The organism is Pseudomonas sp. P39-UII1 (genome assembly GCF_039672635.1).
In the GTDB taxonomy this organism is placed as follows: Bacteria; Pseudomonadota; Gammaproteobacteria; order Pseudomonadales; family Pseudomonadaceae; genus Aquipseudomonas.
On the sequence record NZ_JBDFPP010000004.1, the window covers coordinates 89541 to 108942 of the forward strand.

The following is a 19402-nucleotide window of genomic DNA, read 5'->3' on the forward strand; positions in this document are numbered from 1 at the left end:
TTGTCGAGGGCGACACCGGGATATCTTTTTTGACCACCCCAAAGCGGGCTTGCCCGCGAACAGGCCGGAGCAAATGATCGAGGCAATGGATTAAAGTCTGGGTCTACCGCCTTTTCCAGGAGCCCGCCATGGCCCAGAACATCTACGACAACCCCGCCTTTTTCGCCGGCTATAGCCAGCTCCCCCGCCAGGTGCTGGGCCTGGACGGCGCACCCGAGTGGCCGGCAATCCGTGCCATGCTGCCCGACCTGCGCGATAAACGCGTGGTCGACCTGGGCTGCGGCTTTGGCTGGGCCTCGCGCTGGATGCGTGAGCAGGGCGCAGCTTCGGTGCTGGGCCTGGACCTGTCACAGAACATGATCGAACGTGCCCGTCGCGACACCCCCGACCCTGCCATCGAATACCGCATCGCCGACCTCGACAACCTGCAGTTGCCCCCGGCGGCCTTCGACCTGGCCTACAGCGCGCTGACGTTCCACTATGTCGAGGATTTCGCTCGCCTGATCGCGACGCTGGTCCAGTCACTGGCACCCGGCGGCCACCTGGTGTTCACCATCGAGCACCCCATCTACATGGCGGCTGCCAAACCGGACTGGCTCAGGGATGCGGACGGTCGCCTGACTTGGCCGGTCAATGGTTACTCGGTGGAAGGCGAGCGGCGCACCGACTGGTTCGCCAAGGGCGTGCTCAAGCATCACCGCACCCTGGCAACCACGCTCAACACCCTGATCGAGGCAGGCCTGCGGATCGACCACATCGAAGAATTCGCCCCCACTGCAGCGCAGATTGCAGCGCTACCGGCACTGGCCGAAGAACTGGAGCGGCCAATGATGTTGCTGGTGTCGGCGCAGCGCTGAGCAACCGCTAAACCGAAAACACCACCCCGGTGCGCGACGCCGCGTTGCGGATGTGCTCCTGCATCGCCTTCTGCGCCGAGGCCTGCGAACGGCGGGCGAGGGCGCGGAGGATCTTGCGGTGCTCCTGCCAGGTTTCCATGGCCCGTTCGGGGCGGATGAAGGGCAGCTTCTGGCTTTCCAGGAAGATCTCCTGGCTGGCGGTGATGACTTGCAGCATGGCGTGGTTGCCGCAGGCTTGCAGCAACTGCTGGTGAAAGGCGAAGTCGAGGCGGGCAGCGGCTTCAAAGCGGCCCGCACGCAGCTCCTGGCGCATCGCTTCGACGTTCTCCTCCAGGCGATCGATGTCATCGGCGGTCAGCGCCAGTGCGGCCTGCCCGGCGGCAAAGCCCTCCAGGGCATAACGCAGCTGAAAGGTATCGGTGGCAGAAACCTGCTCGGCATACGGCCAGGCGAACGCCGAGGGTGCTGGCGCTTGCACGAACACCCCTCTGCCTGGTTGCACGCTGACCAAGCCCAGCGCGCTGAGCGATGACAGCGCTTCACGCAGTGACGCTCGGCTCACCCCCAACTGCTCCGCCAGGTCGCGCTGCGAGGGCAACGCGTCGCCCGGTTGATAGCCGCCTTCATCAATCAGCTTGCGGATGCTGTGCAGGGCCTGTTCGGGGACGGCGCGGGGGAGGGTGTCGAGCATGCTGTTCAGACCAGTCGGAGGGCAATGACCTTGGCTTTTTACGGCCATTGCCGCGCGCTGGCAAGCGTTGCTCCGCACTGGCGCAGGTGATGCAAGGCTTGCACGAAAGCGGGGCGTGGCCGCTCAGGCATGAAGGGGCAGCTGTTAACTGTTCAGACCAGTAAGACCGTTCAGTGCCGGGCCTCGGCGGCTGTCGGGGAGGGTTTGCGAGCATTCTGGCATGCCCCGTGCACTGCCCAGCCAGCACTCAATCCCCTGGTAACCTGCGAGGCCATCCCATGAAGACATTCCGCACCTTGTTCCTGGCCAGCCTGTGCTGCAGCGGCGCCCTGATGCTGCCAACCGCCCAGGCTGACGCGCTGGCCGACATCAGCGCCCGTGGCGTGCTCAAGGTGGCCGTGCCGCAGGACTTCCCGCCGTTCGGTTCGGTCGGCCCCGACCTCAAACCCCGTGGCCTGGACATCGACACCGCACAGTTGCTGGCGGACAAGCTGGGCGTGAAGCTGGCCCTGACCCCGGTCAACAGCACCAACCGCATTCCCTTTCTCACCACCGGCAAGGTCGACCTGGTGATCTCCAGCCTGGGCAAGAACCCCGAGCGCGCTGCGGTGATTGATTTCTCCCGGCCATATGCACCGTTCTACCTCGCCGTGTTCGGCCCGGCCGAGGCCGACATCGCCGGCATCGATGCGGTCGCTGGCAAGACCATCAGCGTGACCCGAGGCTCGATCGAGGACATGGAGCTGAGCGCCGTAGCGCCCAAGGGCGCGGTGATCAAACGCTTCGAAGACAACAACTCGACCATCGCCGCTTACCTGTCGGGCCAGGTCGAGCTGATCGCCAGTGGCAGTGTGGTGATGGCGGCCATCGCCGAGAAGAACCCGGCCAAGGTGCCGGTGGTCAAGGTCAAACTCAAGGATTCGCCGGTCTATGTCGGCCTGGCCAAGAACGAGCCGGCGCTGCTGGACAAGGTCAATACCACCCTGGAAGCCGCCAAGGCCGACGGCAGCCTGAACCGCAACGCGGAAAAATGGCTGAAGCAGCCGCTGCCGGCCGACCTCTGAGCGGCCTGGAGCCTGAATCATGGCCTATGCATTCGACTTCGCCCCCGTACTCGCCCAGGCCGACCTGCTGGTCAAGGGCGCCTGGTTCACCCTGCAGCTGACGGCAGTCGGCACGCTGCTGGGCGTGGCTATCGGCGTGCTCGGCGCCGGTGTGCGCGCCTGGCGGGTGCGGCCGTTCGATGCGCTGTTCGGCCTGTACGTGGAGCTGATCCGCAACACGCCTTTCATCGTTCAGCTGTTTTTCATTTTCTTCGGCCTGCCGGCTTTGGGCATTCGCCTGAGCGAATGGCAGGCGGCGGTGTTGGCCATGGTGGTCAACCTCGGCGCCTATTCCACCGAAATCATCCGCGCCGGTATCCAGGCCATCCCCAAAGGCCAGCTGGAGGCAGCTGCGGCCTTGGCCATGAGCCGCTTCGAAGCGTTTCGCCATGTGGTGTTGCAGCCAGCGCTGGCCAAGGTCTGGCCGGCGCTGACGAGCCAGATCGTGATCGTCATGCTCGGCTCGGCGGTGTGCTCGCAGATCGCCACCGAGGAGTTGTCGTTCGCCGCCAACTTCATCCAGTCGCGCAACTTTCGGGCCTTCGAAACCTACCTGCTGACCACCGTGCTGTACCTGCTGATGGCCATTGTGCTGCGCCAGTTGCTGGCCTGGCTGGGGCAACGCCTGCTGATGGGGAAACGCTGATGGACTTCACCTTCTGGGACATCCTGCGCAACCTGTTGCTGGGGTTGCAATGGACCTTGCTGCTGTCGCTGGTGGCGTTCGTGTTTGGCGGCCTGGCGGGCCTGCTGGTGCTGGTCGCTCGAATTGCCCAGTGGCCGGTGCTGCGCGGCCTGGCGCGGGGCTACATCGAGCTGTTCCAAGGCACGCCGCTGCTGATGCAGCTGTTCATGGTGTTCTTCGGCATCGCCTTGCTGGGCCTGGATGTGTCTGCCTGGATGGCGGCCGCCATTGCCCTGACCTTGTTCACCAGCGCGTTCCTTGCCGAGATCTGGCGCGGCTGCGTCGAGTCAATCCCGCGGGGCCAGTGGGAGGCGTCCGGCAGCCTGGCGCTGAGCCGCATGGAGCAGCTGCGCCATGTGATCCTGCCGCAGGCGCTGCGCATCGCCGTGGCGCCGACCGTGGGGTTTTCCGTGCAGGTGGTCAAGGGCACGGCGGTGACTTCGATCATCGGCTTTACCGAGCTGACCAAGACCGGCGGCATGCTGGCCAACGCCACCTTCGAGCCGTTCATGGTCTACGGCCTGGTCGCGCTGGGCTATTTCATCCTTTGCTACCCGCTCTCGCTGAGCGCCCGTTATTTGGAGAGGAGGCTGCATGCCCCTGCTTAGAGTGTCTGCGCTGCACAAATACTACGGCGACAACCATGTGCTCAAGGGTGTCGACCTGAGCATCGAAGAAGGCGAGGTGGTGGCGATCATCGGCCGCAGCGGCTCGGGCAAGAGCACCTTGTTGCGTGCGCTCAACGGCCTGGAGTCGATCAGCGACGGGGTGATCGAGGTGGACGGTGAATACCTCGATGCCGGCCGCGCCGACTTGCGTGCCCTGCGCCAGAAGGTGGGCATGGTGTTCCAGCAGTTCAACCTGTTCCCCCACCTGAGTGTGGGCGAAAACGTGATGCTCGCGCCGCAGGTGGTGAAAAAGGCCAGCAGGGCCGAAGCGCGCAAGCTGGCCGAGCAGATGCTGGCGCGGGTGGGCCTTGCGGAAAAGTTCGACGCCTACCCGGACCGGCTTTCAGGGGGCCAGCAGCAGCGGGTGGCGATCGCCCGGGCGCTGGCCATGTCACCCAAAGTGTTGCTGTGCGACGAGATCACCTCGGCGCTCGACCCTGAGCTGGTCAATGAAGTGCTGGGGGTTGTGCGTCAGCTGGCCAGCGAGGGCATGACACTGATCATGGTCACCCATGAAATGCGCTTTGCCCGCGAGGTCGGCGACAAGCTGGTGTTCATGCACCATGGCAAGGTGCATGAGGTGGGGCACCCCCGCGAAGTGTTCGCCGCGCCAAGGACTGCGGAGCTGGCCAACTTCATTGGTGCAGTCGCTTCAGCTTAAGAATCGCAATCATTGTAGGAGCTGGCTTGCCGGCGATCGGCTGCGAAGCAGTCATAAAATCGGTATCCGCGCAGTGTCAGACAGAACCCGGATACAGAATTTACGACTGCTTCGCAGCCGATCGCCGGCAAGCCAGCTCCTACACTGAGCTTAAGCTCAGGGCCGGTTGAATCGCCACGGCGCATAGTCCATTTCCGTGTAGCCCGTGGCCTGGCCCTGCGCATCGACCGCGAAGCCGGGCAGCTTGCTCAGGTCGAGCGCCATGCAACGGCTGTTCAGCAGCGCTTGCAGGTTGCCATCAAGCCGGAAGGCGTCGGTGCGCAGCGGGTGCGGGTAAAGCTGAACCAGGCAGCCTTCGACCTTGCCTTGGGCATTGGCCTGGTAGTACAGCGACGCCTTGCCGATGCTGGTGACCGGTTGATCGCGCAGCAGGTGCTGCCAGAAGAAATCACGTTGAGCGTAAGCCTTGCGCCGTAGCGTGTCGGGCGCCTGTGCTGCCCCCGGCAGTACGATGTACAGCGGTGCACGCACGTCCACGGTGCCGTTTTCCTCGCGTACAGCTGCAGGCACCACGGGGTAGATGGTCTTCCAGCACTGCGCTTCGACCAGGCGGGTCAGGGCATTGATATCGGTGGGCATGACATCGGCGGGCAAGGCCATGCGGTATTTGACGGGCGCCCTGACGGCCTTGCAATGGGTCGGTGCGGACTGCCCATCCAGGGTGACTTCAAGCAGCACCGCACCTATCTGCTCGCCGGTATCGGCGGTCGCCATACTGTGTATCAGCGCCCGTTGCATGTCGCTGATGAAGGTTTGACGCGCCTGTTCATCCACCTCGGGGGCAGGCTTCGACTGGCAGCCGGCCAGGGTGATGAGGGCAGTGGCAAAGACAAGAGGGGACAGCGATTTAAACACGTCGACTTCCTTGTAGAGCGGTAGCCGGGGCTTCAGGTGCCGGCGAGTGTGTGAGGCGCAGATTATCACTGATGGTTGCTTGGGATTTGGACGTTAAACCGGTAGGAAATTTCATTTGTCTATGCCGGCCGCTGCGCGGGCTCGTGCCGCGAAGCGGCCGGCAGGCTCAAGGGGTCAGAAACGCATATCCACCGCCACCTCGAATGTCCTCGGCGCACCCATGTAGTACTGCAGCCCATATGCCTGCTTGGCATACACCTCGTCGGTCAGGTTGCGCACCCGGCCGGTGACCGTAGTGTGCTCGTCCAGGCGGTAGCGGGCGAAGGCCCCGAACAAGGTGTAGGCCGGCGCTTTCAGGGTGTTGGCGTTATCCGCATACACCGACCCGACATAACGCCCGTCCACCCCCGCCGACCATGCCGGAGTAAAGCTGTAGGTCAGCCACAGGTTGCCGACATTGGCGGGCACGTTGACCGGCGCATTGCCCTTGCGCGAGACAGACACGCCATTGACCGCTTCGTTGAATTCATCGTACTCGGCATCGACGTACGCATAGTTGGCCTCGGCCAGCAGCTTAGCGGTGACCTGCAGGCGCCCGGACAGCTCGATGCCGCGCGAAGTCTGTTGGCCGGCCTGCACCGTCAGGTTCGGGTTGGCCGAATCACGCACGGCGAAGTCCCTGCGCACGATCTGGTACACCGCCACCGTTGCCGCGCCCCGGCCGTCGAGGAAGTCGAACTTGCTGCCGACTTCCCACTGCTCGCCCTTGGACAGATCGTACAGGCCCACGTTGGAATACGTGGCCGCCGCCAGTGAACCGGCAGGCAGGTCGGCCGCGCTGCTGTATTGCGCGTACAGGCTGGCCGACGGCGTCAGCGCGTAGGTCAGGCCGATGCGCCCGGACAGCGGCTCCCAACGTCGTTCGAAGTAAGCCGGGGACGTGGGCGTGACAGCACCGTAGTTGGTCACTTGCATGTCCAGGTAGTCGTAGCGCAAGGCCGTCAGCAGCGCCAGGCGATCGGTCAACTGCAGGCGGTTCTCGGCGAACACGGCGCGGTTGGTGACCTCATGGCGCCGCTGTTTGGTCAGCCCTGCGTTCACCACCGGGATGTCATCGAAGCTACCCGGGTCGAAGTGGTCAGGGTCGACCACATCGCTCCAGCTGCCCGAGGTCGGGTACAGCGTCTGGCGCATGCGCGAGTAATCCAGGCCCAGTGACCACTGGCTGGCCAGGTCGAACAGCTGGTGGTCATGGCGCAGTTCAAGGCGGTCCCCCAGCACATTCTGGTCGTGGCGCTGCAGGTAGGGGCTGGCGCGCAGCACGTTGCCGTCGCTGGTGTAGCTGTAGCGCTCGACGTTGCGGTAATCGCGCTGGGCGTTGTAGTGGTACAGCGTGTTCTGCACGCTGGTGCTGTCGCTGACCTGGTAATCGAGGATCGACCGCAGCCAGCGCACGCGCTGCTCGTAACGGCCGTCGGCGACGTTGTAGTTTTCAAAGCGGCGGCTGTTGTCGATCTTCATGGTGCTGCGCCCGGGCAGTATCGGCGAACCCCAGTACGGGCTGTCCTCGGTGTCTTCCTGGTACTCCAGCGCGAGGGTGTGCGTGAGGTTGGGCGCCAGGTCGCTGAGCAGCGAAAACGCCAGGCTGTCGGTCTGGCGCTTGTTGCGGTCGATGTAGCCGTTGCCTTGGCCGTGGCTGAAGTCCAGGCGCATGAAGTGGCGGGCGTCGGCCGGGTTGCTGGCCAATGCCTGGTTGATGCCGAAGGCGACTTCCGAGTCGTCGAAGCTGCCATAGCGAATGCGCCCATCGATCACCTGCTGATCCCGGCTGGCGAGCTTGGTGATGTAGTTGATCGAGCCACCCACGGCACCTGCGCCGTGCAGGAACGAGGACGGCCCGCCGATCAGCTCGACCCGGTCCAGCACCCAGGCATCGATCGGCCGGGTGGCACTGCTGTAGCCAAGGTTGATGCCGTTGTACAACTGCGTCACCTGGTTCTGGGTGAAGCCGCGGTAGCTCACGTAGCCGCCATAGCCCGGGTTGGCCGACGCGTTCACGCCGATCATGGCGTTGATCACGTCCTGGCTGTCCTTGTCGCCGCGCTCTTCGATGACGCGGCGGTCGGACACGCTCACCGAGGCGGGCGTTTCCCGTGCAGTCAGGCCCAGCCGCGAACCGGTGCGGATGGGCTCGTCCAGCTGCACGCCGGAAGGCGCCTCGCGCTGGCCATCGATGGTGGTGGCGGTGAGTTCGACGGCGTCGTCCGCCCAGGCGAGGGTGCAGGTGCTCATCAAGAGCACCAGGGAGGTAGTGCGGAACATGTTGTTGTGTCTTCCACGCAAAGGTCATGGCTGACCCTTACCGTGCGCACAGGCGCGCCCGGTCGGGTCAGGCGAAATGATTGGCAGCTGCGGGGGAGGCGACGGGGGGCGCGCGGGGGTTGAGGGTAGGGCGCAGATAGCGTGGGGGCGGTTGCGCCCAGCTGCGCACGACGATGGGCGAGGTGGCGCCGGCGTGTGCGGGGGTGAACGACCAGCCGCTGCTTAACGGCACCGCCATGCCGAACGATGAGCACACCGGGCAATCGAGCTGAGCCATGTGCTGGTCGCCGCCGGCGCCATCCAGGTCGATGGCCACGCCATGCTCGCTGTTGATCGAGCAAAAACCACCTTCCAGCCCGGCCAGTCGCAGGCCGCCCATCTGGCCGTGGTGCAGGCCACACAGCAACAGGCTGAACAGGACGCTGGCGTAGAGCGTCCATGCAGTCAGCATGCGGGTGTGCCGGGTGGTTTTCATGGCGGCGAATCTATCACCCGGACGAACGGTCGGGTAGTGCTTTGGCGCGGCAGGATGTCGCAGGTCAGGCCGCCCGCTCCAGCACATCCAGCAACTCGACGAATTCCTGCGCCAGTTTGTGCCGTGGCGCCAGGTGCACCAGCGGCACCGAAGCCTGGTGCGATTCGCGCATCTTGATCGAGCTGCTTAGGTACACCGGCAGCACCGGCATGCCTTCGGCGCGCAACTGATCGACCAAGGTCTGGTGCAGTGCCGTGCGGTTGGCGAACTGGTTGACCACCACGCCTTCCACCCGCAGCGCCGGGTTGTGGTCCTGGCGCAGTTCCTCGACTTCGGCCATCACACAATGCAGCGCCTGACGCGAGAAGCTGTCGCAGTCGAACGGGATCAACAGGCGCTCGGCGGCCACCAGGGCGCTGAAGGTATAGAAGTTGAGTGCAGGTGGAGTGTCGATGTAGATCCGCTCGTAATCCTCGCCCAGCTCCACCAGCAGCTTGCGCAGTTTATTGATCTTGAACTTGCTCTCCAGCTTGCTTTGCAGGTCGCTGAGGTCGGGGCTGGCGGTAACCATGTGCAGGTTGCGGTAGCGGGTTTCGGTAATCGCCACGCGGTGCTTCTTGCCCGCTGCGGTGACGGGGGACAAGGTCTGGCGAAAGAAGTCGGCGATGCCGGCGGGGATGGCGTCGTTGGTCAGCCCGGTAAGGTAGTAGGTGGCGTTGGCTTGCGGGTCGAGGTCGACCAGCAATGTGCGATAACCCTCGGCGGCACTGGCGGCGGCGAGGTTGCAAGCGATGCTCGACTTGCCGACGCCACCTTTCTGATTGAAAACCACACGACGCATGAGACGTTCATCCATGAAGAAGGGAAATGTCAGGTTGGGGTCAATCCTATGACCGAAAGACGACAGTTTTATGACAAGGCTTGTTACATTCGCTGAACCCCAACCGGCCTCTGCCCGCGTTCCAGCCACGCAGAGGCCGTCAGCGTCACAGCTATCAGCTGCCACCGCCACCGCCGCCGCCACCACCTGAGCCTCCCGCGCCACCGCCGCCGGCGCCACCAGATCCCCCGGAACCGCCCGAGCCGCTGCCTGCGCCACCTGAGCCTGCGCCGGAGCCTGTGCCTGAGCCACTGCCCATGCCACCTGAACCATTGCTGCCTGGCCCATTGGTGCCTGGCCCATTGGTGCCAGAACCTGCCCCGTTGCTGGTGCCGTCGCCGCCTGTATTGTCGGTGCCGTTACTGCCGGTGCCACTGCCAGTGGCATCGCCCGGCGTACCGGAGCCGCTCGCACCTCCGCCATTCATGGTGCCTGAGCCGGGGTCAGTGGTGCTGTTCATGTCGGTCGCTGCAAAGGCCAGCGGTACGCTGGCGCCCAGGCAAAGGGCAAGCAGCACTGCATGTGAGGTCATCCGCTTCATGGTGAATCTCCTGGAGGGTGATTACCTTTCTTTCGGCTGTTGTCACCCGCCCAGGGTGCACTCGTACCGACGGATGGCCGCTGTATGTTCAGCTGTCGAGGTAGCGCTGGTAGAAAGCCTGGGTGGCGAGGTTCTTGTCCTTGGCCTCGAACATGATGTCGAAGCGCTCGACGAACTGCAGGGCATAGCGGTTGGTCCAGTCGTTCCACATCTGCGCGCTGTGTGCGTACAGGTCACGCTTGTTGACCTTCTCCAACAGGGCCGGGATGGTCATCTTGGCTTCGGCATCGAAGCCCAGCGCTTGCAGGTGCTCAGGTGGTTGCGAGTAATGCATGGTCGGGCGCACGCCGCGCCAGCTGTCGATGATCCTGGCGATGCGCGGGTCGTCGGGGGCGATGTAGTCGCCTTCGTGAATCCAGCAGTGGTGAATATCCAGCACCACCGGCGCCAGGTCTGCCAGCGCCAGGCAGTCATCGACGCCATAGGTCTTCTCGTCGTTCTCCAGCGTGATCACGTTGCGCGCCACTAGCGACAACCTTGGCCACACCTGGCGCATGCCTTCAACGCCCAGGCGCCCGGCGATATGGATGTTGCATTTGAAATCCTGGAACCGTTGGCCGAAACCCATCATGCGGATCATGTCGGCGTGGTACTCGAATTCGGCCAGGCTGTTTTCCACGACCTCAGGGCGATCGGAGCCCAGCACACAGTACTGGCCAGGGTGCATCGACAGGCGGATGTCTGCGCGGCGAGCCAGGTCGCCGATGGCGGCGAAGCGTTCGGCCATCAGCGCCTGGAATTCACTGTCGCGGTACAAGGGGGCAACGCCGGGATGGCTGTACAGCGGCAGCAGGTCGCTGCTCAGGCGCACCATGCGCAGCATGGGGGGCAGCGCTGCCACATACCCCAGCAGCCGCAGTTGGGCGTCCAGGTTGTGCTGCACCAGCTCGAACAATTTGGCCCGGGCTGCGTCGGGGCTTGCCCCGCTCAACCAGCGCAAGGTGGTGGTGCGCGGGTTGAACGTGCGCTCGATGGTCTCGAGCGCCTTGATCGAAAGGCTGCGGTGCGGGTGGCGGTACATGCAGGCAAAGCCCAGGCGGGGCATGGTGGTCTCCGAAAGCGGCGGGTATGCGCGTTGGACTGCGCGGGCTAGCGAACGATCAATGCTGAACGCTTGGCACGCACACGCGATTGCGCCCGTCGCCAAGCATCAGGAACCTGCGTCTTCCAGCGCGTTCAGCTCGTCTTCCACTTGTTGCAGGCGCTGTTTGGCCAAGGCCTGGGCCTTCTCGTCGCGCGCCGTCTCGCGCATCAGGCGGGTGAGTTTGGCGCTCAGTTGCTGGCCGTCTTCGGTCTCTTCCAGCGCCTTGGCCTTGGCCGGGTCGCGGGTGACCTCGACGATGGTGGCGAATTCGCTGTCGCTGAAGTTCTTCTCGCTGTAGAGCTTGAACAGGTCCTGGCGCTGGTCCTCGACCGTGAGGTGCTTGCGCAGCACGCCGCGGATGGTGTCTTCGGCCAGCTGCGGGTGGGTGCGGGTCAGCAGCGACGCCATGCGTTCGATGTTGTGCTCGTAGGCTTCCTGCAAGGGCAGGTTGGCGAGGATCTGTTCCTCGCGGGTGGGCTTCTGGTCGCAGGCGGTGAGGGCGGCGATGAACAGCAGGGGCAGCAGCAACGTGGGGATGCGGGGCATGGGGTGGCCTTGGGCGCGCGGTTCAGACGGTGGATTATAGCGGGGCCGGCCAGGCGCCGACGAGCCATACCGGCACTGCATTACGGCGTTTTCTACGGTAGGGTGGTAACCCTTTTTGCCAAGCCGTCTTCTTTCGCCACCATGCCAAACTGGATCATCCAATCGCCCAGCCGCACCGCCGTCGGCGAAGTCGTCGCCTTCGTCGACAACGCTCGGCGCGAACTTTTCCCCGTGCTCGCCAACGCGCCCTTGCCCACCGACCTCGCCCATTTCGAGGCCACGTACCTGGACGGCGAAGGGTGTTTTCTGGAAGCCCGTGATCAAGGCCGATTGATCGCGGCCATCGGGTACCTGCCTTATGACCATCGCTTCAAGCAACTCGATTACCAAGGCAAGCACGTGGTCGAAGTGGTGCGCCTGTTCGTGCTGCCCGAGTACCGCCGTCACGGCCTGGCAGCCGCCCTGTTTGCAGCCTTGCGTGACCAGGCCATCGAGGACGGTGTCGAGTGCCTGTACCTGCATACCCACCCGTTTCTTCCTGGGGCCATCCGCTTCTGGGCGCGTCAAGGGTTTGGGGTGATCGATGTTGAGGACGATCCGGTGTGGCAGACGACGCACATGGAGCGATGGCTGGCTGGCTAGGATTTTTCCTACTTGTCGGCGGCGAGTGTGGACACCTGGTTCATTTCAAACGCGCGGTGATTTCCTTACCGTCGGGTCACTGACATGACGAAGGGAGAACGCCCATGGCACACCTTGCGCTGTACAAACTTGAACTGCTCGACGAGTTCGAGAGCCGCACCGATGCGTGGACCTTTGCCGATTTTGAAAGGCGGCTCTCGCAGTTGCGGCCCACGACCAATTACCACGATGCCAAGGGCATCATCAATGCAGCGCACAAGGAGGGCGGGTGGCCGAAGGCCGTGAAGCAGTATTTGCTGACCAATTACAAGGTGCACGGCAATGTCAGCTCGGAGTTCACCGACACCTTTGCTGATGTGGTGGCAGCGATGACTGACGCGGAGAAACAGGCTTGGGGCGTTGCCTGAGCGTTTCAGGCGGTCGGCTTGAGTGCCAGGGTGATGCGCAAACCGAGCGCCGCCCGCGCGGCGCATCGCGGGGCGCTTGCCTTGGGATCTTTAGGGCCCATGAGATCGAGCGCCGCCCGCGCGGCGCTTCGCGGGGCGCCTGCCTTGGGATCTTCAGCGCCCATGAGATCGAGCGCCGCCCGCGCGGCGCTTCGCGGGGCAAGCCCGCTCCCACATTTGTTGCAACGCGCCATGGCCTGATAGGCCATAGTTGTCAGCCTTGTTGGCCCGACGAGATATCTAGGGTGGCGCTGCCGCCGCCCCGCCTGTCTTCAGTCATGCGCCAAGGCGGACAACCATGGCCTGACTGGAATGGCACGTTGCAACAAATGTGGGAGCGGGCTTGCCCCGCGAAGCGCCGCGCGGGCGGCGCTCGATCTCATGGGCGCTAAAGATCTCAAGGCAAGCGCCCCGCGAAGCGCCGCGCGGGCGGCGCTCGATCTCACAGGCGCTAAAGATCTCAAGGCAAGCGCCCCGCGAAGCGCCGCGCGGGCGGCGCTCGATCTCACAGGCGCTGAAGATCTCAAGGCAAGCGCTTCGCGAAGCGCCGCGCGGGCGGCGCTCGATCTGCGGAACGCCGCAAAACCCACGGCATGCACCTACCAGCCATGACGCGAGCAGACCAACTCACAACCCGCCCGTCAACGGCCACTCCACCGCCAACCGAATCTGATCCCCATCCAACTCCGCCTGCGCCGTATCCCCGCGGTGCACGTTATGCCTCAGCGAAAACGTCGTGCCCTTGGCCTTGCCGCTCTGCACCACATACCGTGCCTCCAGGTCCCGCTCCCAATGCTTGCCGCCCTTGCCATAGCCCAGGTACGCATACCCGCCACTGGGGTCTACATGCGTACCATCGATATCGAACCCGCGCACGTACAACGCGGTCAGGTTCAACCCCGGCACACCATACGCGCCCATGTTCAGGTCATAGCGCGCCTGCCAGGACTTCTCGTTCGGGGCGTTGAAGTCGGACATCTGCACGGCGTTGGCGATATAGATCGCACCGCGGGTCACGTAGTCGAACGGCGTGTTGCCATCCACCTGTTGCCAGCCCAGGCTGAAGCTGTGCGGCCCTTGGCTGTAGCGCGAGATCAGGCTCCAGGTGGTGTTGTCGATACGCCCGGACAGGGCTTTGCCGGTGTCGGTGGTGCGGTACAGGTTGAGGTCCAGGCTCAGGCTGCGGCGGTCGTCCAGGGCGTGGGTGATCGTGCTGCCAAGGTAGTGCTGATTCCAGGTGTCCTCGTAGCGGGAGGTGTACAGGCTGCCGCTGAATGCCGCGTTGGGGTTCCACACCACCCCGGCGAGGTCAAAGCTGTTGCCCTTCTGGCCGTTGGAATAGTTGACCACGAAGCCCTGGTCGTGGCTTGAGGCGTTGCGGTCGGTACTCTCGTTGAAGTGCCCGGCAACCAGCTTGACCTTGTCGATTTCATTGCTGGTGAGGAAAAAGCCGGTGGCGGTTTCGGGCAGCAAGCGGCTGTCGGACGAACTGAACACCGGCGTTTTTACCCGCTGCTCGCCATAGGCAAGCACGGTGTTGGACAGGCGCAGTTTCAACGCGGCACCACCGCGGCTGTATTCGTTTTTCGGGTGGCCATCGTTGTCTACGCCAAGCAAGCGGGCCTTGCCGGCGCGCCCGCCGCCGCTGTCGAGCTGGACGCCGAGGTAGGCGTGGGCATCGACACCTACGCCGATCAGGCCTTGGGTAAAGCCTGACTGGAATGTACCCATCAAACCGTAGGCCCATTCTTCTGCCAGGCCGTTACGTTCGCTGCGAGGCTTGTAGGCATTGCGCCCAGCGCTGTTACGGCCACCGTGCTTGTAGTCACGCTGGTCGTAGACCGTGCGGTTGAGGAGGCTCCAGGTACTGTCCTCGACCAGGCCGTTGCTCTGTGATTGTGCAGATTCAGCCAGCGCCAAAGGCGCAAGGCCAATCAGCGGCAGGGCCAGCAGCAAACGGCTCATTGCCCGGCCTCCAGCTGCTGCAGTTGCGCCGCCAAGCGCGTTTGTGCCCGTGCCGGCAGCGTGGCGGGCAATTGGCCAGGGCCGGTGGCGCCCACCTGAATCAGCATCACCATGCCCATGGCCAGGTGCGGAATGCACTGAATACCGTACAGCCCAGGCACCGTGAAAGTCTGCTCGAACGGCTGGTTCAGCTTGCTCTTGAACGCCTCGGCACCGGCTGGCAGCAACCCCGGCAGGCTGGCCGCGTTATGGCCGCTCTGGGTCGGCACAAAGCGCACGGTGTCACCCGGTGCAATGCGCAGGTGGTCCGGCTCGTAGACCATGGCGCCCGCCGGCCCGCGGTTGAGCATCTTCACTTCGTGCACTTCGGCCAGCGCGGTAAAAGGCAGCAGGGTGCTGGCGAGCAGCAGGGCGGTGGGGCGCAGCAGCATGGCAGGAATTTCCTGGTTCAGGGGGCGCGAAAGCGCAGGATGCGCGCGCCGTCGAAGGGGTCGGTGAGGTAGTGGGCGTGTACGCCGAAGGTGCTCAGCAGGCGCTCGGGGGTGAGTACCTCCAGCGGCTTGCCGAGGGCGACCAGGCAGCCCTGTTCGAGTACCGCCACGCGGTCGCAGGTGAGGGCCTGGTTCAAGTCGTGCAGGGCCACCAGGGTGGTGACCGGCAGTGCCTGCACCTGCTGCAACAGGCTCAGCTGGTGCTGGATGTCGAGGTGGTTGGTCGGCTCGTCGAGCAGCAGCACCTGAGGGCGCTGGGCCAGGGCGCGAGCGATGTGCACACGCTGGCGTTCGCCGCCCGACAGTGAGCCCCAGATGCGTGTGCGCAGGTGCGTGGCATCGAGGTCGGCCAGGGCCTGCTCGACAATGGCGCGGTCCGCGTTGGAGAACGGCGCCAGCGCCGATAGCCACGGGGTGCGCCCCAGCGCCACGGCGTCGAACACGCTGATCGCGTCGAGGGTGTCGGCCTGTTGCTCGACCAGCGCCAGGGCCTGGGCGATACGCCGGCGCGGCAGGCGCGCGAGGGGCTCGCCAAGCAGCTGCACGCTGCCGCTGTGCGGTGGACGCAAGCCGGCCAGCAGCTTGAGCAGGGATGATTTGCCGGAGCCGTTGGGGCCGACGATGCCAAGGGTTTCGCCTGCCGTCACGGTGAGGTTGATATCGCGCAGCACGCGATTGCCCGACAGTTGCAGGCTCAGGCCCTGGCAGGTGAGTGGGGCGATGTGCAGCGGCGTCATGACCGTCATGCGCGCCCCCGGCGGCTGACCAGGATCAGCGCAAACACCGGGGCGCCGATCAGCGCCGTGACCACGCCCACCGGGATCACCTGGCCAGGGATCAACGTGCGCGACAGCATGTCGGCGGCGATCAGGAACAACGCACCGCCCAACGCACTGGCCGGCAGCAGCCGGCTGTGGCCGGGGCCAAGCAGCAGGCGCAAGGCATGTGGAATGACCAGCCCGACGAAGCCGATGGCGCCGACAATCGAAACCATCACTGCCGTCACCAGCGCCGCGCAGCTGATCAACAGCAACTGGCTGCGGCGCACCGCGATGCCCAGCGATGCCGCTGAGTCGGCGCCGAAGGTGAACGCGTCCAGCGTGCGCCGGTGCCACAGGCACACCACCAGCCCGAACAGCGCCACTGGCACCGCCAGCCCTACCGATGGCCAGCGCACGCCGCTGAGGTTGCCCAGCAGCCAGAACAGGATGCCGCGGGCCTGCTCGGCGGTGGCCGACTTGGTGATGAGGAATGCGGTCAGGGCGTTGAACAGTTGCGAGCCGGCGATGCCGGCCAGGATTACCTGGGCGTTGTTGCTGCTCGGCCCGGCCGCGCGGGCCAGCATCAGCACCAGGGCGAAAGCCGCCACGGCGCCAACGAATGCGCCGCCGGACATGCTCAGGGCTACGCCGCCCAAGCCCAGCAGGCCGACCAGCACGGCACCGGTCGAGGCACCTGCCGACAGGCCCAGCAAGTAGGGTTCAGCCAGCGGGTTGCGCAGCAGCGCCTGCAGGATCACCCCGCAGGTCGCCAGCCCTGCACCGCAGGCCGCAGCGACCAGGGTGCGGGGCAGGCGGTAGTTCCAGATGATGCCGGCGTCGATCGGGTCGACCGGGTAACCGGCCTGCCACAGGTGGTTGGCCAGCACCTGGTAGACCACGCTGGGCGACACGCTGGTTTCGCCAATGGCAGTGCCTGCAAACAGGGCTGCGAGCAGGGCGGCCAAGGCCAGGGCAGTGCAGGGCAACAGGCGCTTCATCACTGTGCCGCTTTACCGCTGGCGAACGCCGCCGACAAGGTCTGCAGGCCGCGGAACAGGCGGATGCCCGCTTGCATGGCGTCGGCGTCGAGGATGATGATGCGGTTGTTCTTCACGGCGTCCATGTGCTGGGTGACCGGGTCGCTGTGGAGGAACTCGAGTTTTTTCTGGTAGTCGTCGGCGGGGAAGCGGCGGCGGTCCATACGGGCGATGATCAGCCAGGTCGGGTTGGCCTTGGCGATGGTTTCCCAGCCCACGGTCGGCCATTCTTCGGTGGACTCGACCACGTTGCGCACGCCCAGGGTGCGCAGCATGAAATCGGCCACCCCTTGGCGGCCGGCGACGTAGGGGTCGATATCCAGGTCAGCGCTGGAGAACCAGAACAGTGCCGACGTGTTGCTCAGATCCTTGCCGGCCAGTTGTTGCCTGGCGCTGTCCAGGCGCGCCTTGAGGTCGGCATTCAGCGCCTCGCCGCGGTCCTGCACGTCGAAGATTTCGGCCAGCTGGCTGACGCTCTTGTAGATGCTGTCGACCTGAAACGCCTGCAGCCGGGTGCCGTCGGCACCCACCAGGTTGTCCTTGCCTTCGCAGTCCGAGGGCAGCAGGTAAGTGGGGATCTTCAGTTCGTTGAACTGTTCGCGGGTAGCGACCACGCCTTGGGCGCCGACCATCCACTCGAACTGCACCGCCACCAGCTCAGGGCGCTTGCCGACCACCGCTTCAAAACTTGGGTCGTTGTCGGCCAGGCGCGGTACCTGGTCGTTCAACGCCTTGTACTCCGGCAGCACATTATTGAACCAAAGCGAAGTGCCGGCCAGCTTTTCACCCAACCCCAAGGCATAGAGCATTTCGGTGCCGGCCTGGCCGATGGTCACCGCGCGCGCGGGGGCATGCGCGAAGGTCTGCGGCATGCCGCAGTTGTCCACGGTCAGCGGGTAGTGCGTGGCGGCGGCGTGGGCCACGCCGGTGAGGCTCAGGCCGGCGAGCAGGGTGGCGAAACGAGGCAGCATGCTGGGCGATCTCCTATCGGACAGTTCACGGAAGGAACGCACGGACAGGCATCGCCGAGCCCCTGCAGGCGGCAGGGGCAACACTGATGGCCAATCCCGGACACCCCGCCGGTTGGTGAATGTAAGCCGGCAGGTCTCCTGACTGGTGCTTCATCACCCGGCTCCGGCCTTCCCGGATCATGGGACCCAGTGGCATTCATGGAGCGGGCTCGGCACCTACAGTTGCGGGGGCAGTTCCGTTTGGCGCGCCTGCGCGGCCTGGGATTCCCTATTAATTCCGTGGTGGAAACCGGCGGCCCGCATGGTAGACCATCAGGCGCCGGGTGAAAACGCTAAATCAGAAGTACTTGAGCCAGGCGATGTCGCGCCGGCGGCCCTTGAGCCGGGCGAACCAGCGCACCGGCAGGTACAGCGCCGCGGCCAGCAACACAGCACTCAGCCACACCGCGCCAATGCCGTCGAAGCCGAAGAAGTCGCCGTGGTTCAAACCGAACAGCGCGACGCATGCCAGGTACAGCAGCTTCAGTACGTACAGGTGCAGCAGGTAGAAGAACATCGGCGCCGCGCCGAATACCGCCAGGGCACTGATCCAGCGTGCCTGGCCGGCGCGTTCGAAAGCGCGCAGCAACAGCAGGCCGCAACCAAGTGTCAGGGCCAGGAACAGCAGTGAAGGCGGGTATTTGGTGATGTTGAAGAAGCTCATCAGCGTTTGGGTCAGCGTCGGGTAGCCGCTCCACGGCGCTTCGCCGTAGCCGTTGAGCATGCGTAGCACGACGAACCCCAGCACGGCGATCACGCCTGCCAGCAGCAGCTGATGCTGACGCTGGTGCGCCTGCACACCACGGCCGAACCATGGGCCAAGGCCATAGCCCAGGGCGATCACGCCGATCCACGGCAGCACCGGGTAGGAGGTTCGCAGGCGCAGGCTGTCGGAAACCTCCAGCCAGCCACGGTCATGCAGGATCGCCCAAGGCACGTGCATCGCCGAACCGCTGCCAGAGTGCAGGCCATCGAGCAGGTTGTGGCCGGCGATGAGCACGCCAGCCAAGCCCAGCAGCGCGGGGCGCGGCAGCCACACCAGCAGCGACAGGGCGATCATGCTGACACCGATGGCCCAGATCACCTGCAGGTAGATCACGCTGGGCGGCAGCTGGAAGGTCCAGGCGAAGTTGACCAGGGTGAACTCCAGCACCACCAGGAACAGGCCGCGCTTGAACAGGAACGCCGAGACATCGCTGCGGCCCTGGTACTTTTCGCCGTACAGCCAGGCCGACAGGCCGGTGAGCAGTACGAACACCGGCGCGCACAGGTGGGCCAGGGTGCGGCTGGCGAACAGCGACGGGTCGGTAACGTCGATGGCCATCGGGTCGCTGACCTGACGGTGCAGGAAGAACGTCTCGCGAACGTGGTCGAGCAGCATGAACAGAATCACCAGGCCGCGCAGGGCGTCGATGCTCTGCAGGCGCTGGGTGAGCAGGGTGGGGGTGGCGGCGGCACTTGTCATGGAAGAGGGTCGCAGGCAGGAATGGATGTCAAATGAAACGTTATCTTATAACTATTCCATGACTGCCTGGTAGTGGTTTTTGTGCTGTTCATGCGGG

The 19402-nt window shown here is 64.7% G+C and carries 22 protein-coding genes and 1 riboswitch; of the genes, 7 read left to right on the plus strand and 15 right to left on the minus strand.

What is annotated here, in order from left to right; genetic code table 11:
* Positions 1–128: 128 nt before the first annotated feature.
* A complete protein-coding gene (locus ABEH27_RS07445; protein WP_346612934.1) occupies positions 129–857 on the plus strand; it encodes a class I SAM-dependent methyltransferase in 729 nt (242 codons plus the stop codon).
* 7 nt (positions 858–864) lie between these two features.
* Here ABEH27_RS07445 and ABEH27_RS07450 read toward each other — a convergent pair whose 3' ends face one another.
* Entirely contained in the window at positions 865–1548 is a 684-nt protein-coding gene (locus ABEH27_RS07450; RefSeq protein ID WP_346612935.1) for a FadR/GntR family transcriptional regulator, read from the minus strand.
* Positions 1549–1880: 332 nt separating this feature from the next.
* On the opposite strand from ABEH27_RS07450, the gene ABEH27_RS07455 reads away from it, so the two are divergent.
* Genes ABEH27_RS07455 through ABEH27_RS07470 form a run of 4 tightly spaced genes read left to right on the plus strand, consistent with a single transcriptional unit; the run spans position 1881 to position 4665 of the window.
* The gene (locus ABEH27_RS07455) at positions 1881–2612 is read left to right on the plus strand and encodes a transporter substrate-binding domain-containing protein (protein WP_346613195.1); all 732 of its coding nucleotides are present in this window, start codon (positions 1881–1883) and stop codon (positions 2610–2612) included.
* A 19-nt stretch (positions 2613–2631) separates the two neighbouring features.
* Entirely contained in the window at positions 2632–3297 is a 666-nt protein-coding gene (locus ABEH27_RS07460; RefSeq protein WP_346612936.1) for an amino acid ABC transporter permease, read from the plus strand.
* On the plus strand, positions 3294–3944 hold the full coding sequence (locus tag ABEH27_RS07465) for an amino acid ABC transporter permease (RefSeq protein WP_346613196.1): 651 nt from the start codon (positions 3294–3296) through the stop codon (positions 3942–3944). Before ABEH27_RS07460 ends, ABEH27_RS07465 begins: the two co-directional genes overlap by 4 nt.
* Complete coding sequence (locus tag ABEH27_RS07470) at positions 3931–4665, plus strand: amino acid ABC transporter ATP-binding protein (protein ID WP_346612937.1); 735 nt, start codon at positions 3931–3933, stop codon at positions 4663–4665. Before ABEH27_RS07465 ends, ABEH27_RS07470 begins: the two co-directional genes overlap by 14 nt.
* Before the next feature lie 156 nt (positions 4666–4821).
* Here the strand turns inward: ABEH27_RS07470 and ABEH27_RS07475 are convergent, their stop codons facing one another.
* The 7 genes from ABEH27_RS07475 to ABEH27_RS07505 all read right to left on the minus strand — a co-directional run bounded on the left by ABEH27_RS07475 (position 4822) and on the right by ABEH27_RS07505 (position 11488).
* Positions 4822–5580, minus strand: a complete 759-nt coding sequence (locus ABEH27_RS07475) for a hypothetical protein (protein WP_346612938.1) — start codon at positions 5578–5580, stop codon at positions 4822–4824.
* 174 nt (positions 5581–5754) lie between these two features.
* Positions 5755–7902 (minus strand): TonB-dependent receptor, encoded by a 2148-nt coding sequence (locus tag ABEH27_RS07480; RefSeq protein ID WP_346612939.1) that lies wholly within the window; start codon positions 7900–7902, stop codon positions 5755–5757.
* A 67-nt stretch (positions 7903–7969) separates the two neighbouring features.
* Complete coding sequence (locus tag ABEH27_RS07485; RefSeq protein ID WP_346612940.1) at positions 7970–8377, minus strand: DUF2946 family protein; 408 nt, start codon at positions 8375–8377, stop codon at positions 7970–7972.
* A 64-nt stretch (positions 8378–8441) separates the two neighbouring features.
* Positions 8442–9218 (minus strand): ParA family protein, encoded by a 777-nt coding sequence (locus tag ABEH27_RS07490; protein ID WP_346612941.1) that lies wholly within the window; start codon positions 9216–9218, stop codon positions 8442–8444.
* A gap of 154 nt (positions 9219–9372) precedes the next feature.
* Entirely contained in the window at positions 9373–9798 is a 426-nt protein-coding gene (locus ABEH27_RS07495) for a hypothetical protein (protein WP_346612942.1), read from the minus strand.
* An 88-nt stretch (positions 9799–9886) separates the two neighbouring features.
* Complete coding sequence (uvsE, locus tag ABEH27_RS07500; protein WP_346612943.1) at positions 9887–10903, minus strand: UV DNA damage repair endonuclease UvsE; 1017 nt, start codon at positions 10901–10903, stop codon at positions 9887–9889.
* A 105-nt stretch (positions 10904–11008) separates the two neighbouring features.
* On the minus strand, positions 11009–11488 hold the full coding sequence (locus tag ABEH27_RS07505) for a hypothetical protein (protein WP_346612944.1): 480 nt from the start codon (positions 11486–11488) through the stop codon (positions 11009–11011).
* A 141-nt stretch (positions 11489–11629) separates the two neighbouring features.
* Between ABEH27_RS07505 and ABEH27_RS07510 the strand changes: the two genes are divergently transcribed.
* The gene (locus tag ABEH27_RS07510; RefSeq protein WP_346612945.1) at positions 11630–12130 is read left to right on the plus strand and encodes a GNAT family N-acetyltransferase; all 501 of its coding nucleotides are present in this window, start codon (positions 11630–11632) and stop codon (positions 12128–12130) included.
* Positions 12131–12234: 104 nt separating this feature from the next.
* Complete coding sequence (locus ABEH27_RS07515; RefSeq protein WP_346612946.1) at positions 12235–12537, plus strand: hypothetical protein; 303 nt, start codon at positions 12235–12237, stop codon at positions 12535–12537.
* Positions 12538–12542: 5 nt separating this feature from the next.
* Here ABEH27_RS07515 and ABEH27_RS07520 read toward each other — a convergent pair whose 3' ends face one another.
* From ABEH27_RS07520 to ABEH27_RS07550, 7 genes are all read right to left on the minus strand, one after another.
* Positions 12543–12785, minus strand: coding sequence for a hypothetical protein (locus ABEH27_RS07520; protein ID WP_346612947.1), 243 nt, complete (start codon positions 12783–12785; stop codon positions 12543–12545).
* A gap of 418 nt (positions 12786–13203) precedes the next feature.
* A complete protein-coding gene (locus ABEH27_RS07525) occupies positions 13204–14541 on the minus strand; it encodes an OprD family porin (RefSeq protein WP_346612948.1) in 1338 nt (445 codons plus the stop codon).
* Entirely contained in the window at positions 14538–14972 is a 435-nt protein-coding gene (locus tag ABEH27_RS07530) for a pseudoazurin (RefSeq protein ID WP_346612949.1), read from the minus strand. Before ABEH27_RS07530 ends, ABEH27_RS07525 begins: the two co-directional genes overlap by 4 nt.
* 17 nt (positions 14973–14989) lie before the next feature.
* A complete protein-coding gene (locus ABEH27_RS07535) occupies positions 14990–15778 on the minus strand; it encodes an ABC transporter ATP-binding protein (protein ID WP_346612950.1) in 789 nt (262 codons plus the stop codon).
* Positions 15775–16791, minus strand: a complete 1017-nt coding sequence (locus ABEH27_RS07540) for an iron ABC transporter permease (protein ID WP_346612951.1) — start codon at positions 16789–16791, stop codon at positions 15775–15777. Before ABEH27_RS07540 ends, ABEH27_RS07535 begins: the two co-directional genes overlap by 4 nt.
* Positions 16791–17801, minus strand: coding sequence for an ABC transporter substrate-binding protein (locus ABEH27_RS07545; RefSeq protein ID WP_346612952.1), 1011 nt, complete (start codon positions 17799–17801; stop codon positions 16791–16793). Before ABEH27_RS07545 ends, ABEH27_RS07540 begins: the two co-directional genes overlap by 1 nt.
* 110 nt (positions 17802–17911) lie before the next feature.
* Positions 17912–18110: riboswitch (cobalamin riboswitch) on the minus strand.
* Positions 18111–18138: 28 nt separating this feature from the next.
* A complete protein-coding gene (locus ABEH27_RS07550) occupies positions 18139–19305 on the minus strand; it encodes a heparan-alpha-glucosaminide N-acetyltransferase domain-containing protein (protein WP_346612953.1) in 1167 nt (388 codons plus the stop codon).
* Positions 19306–19402: the final 97 nt, after the last annotated feature.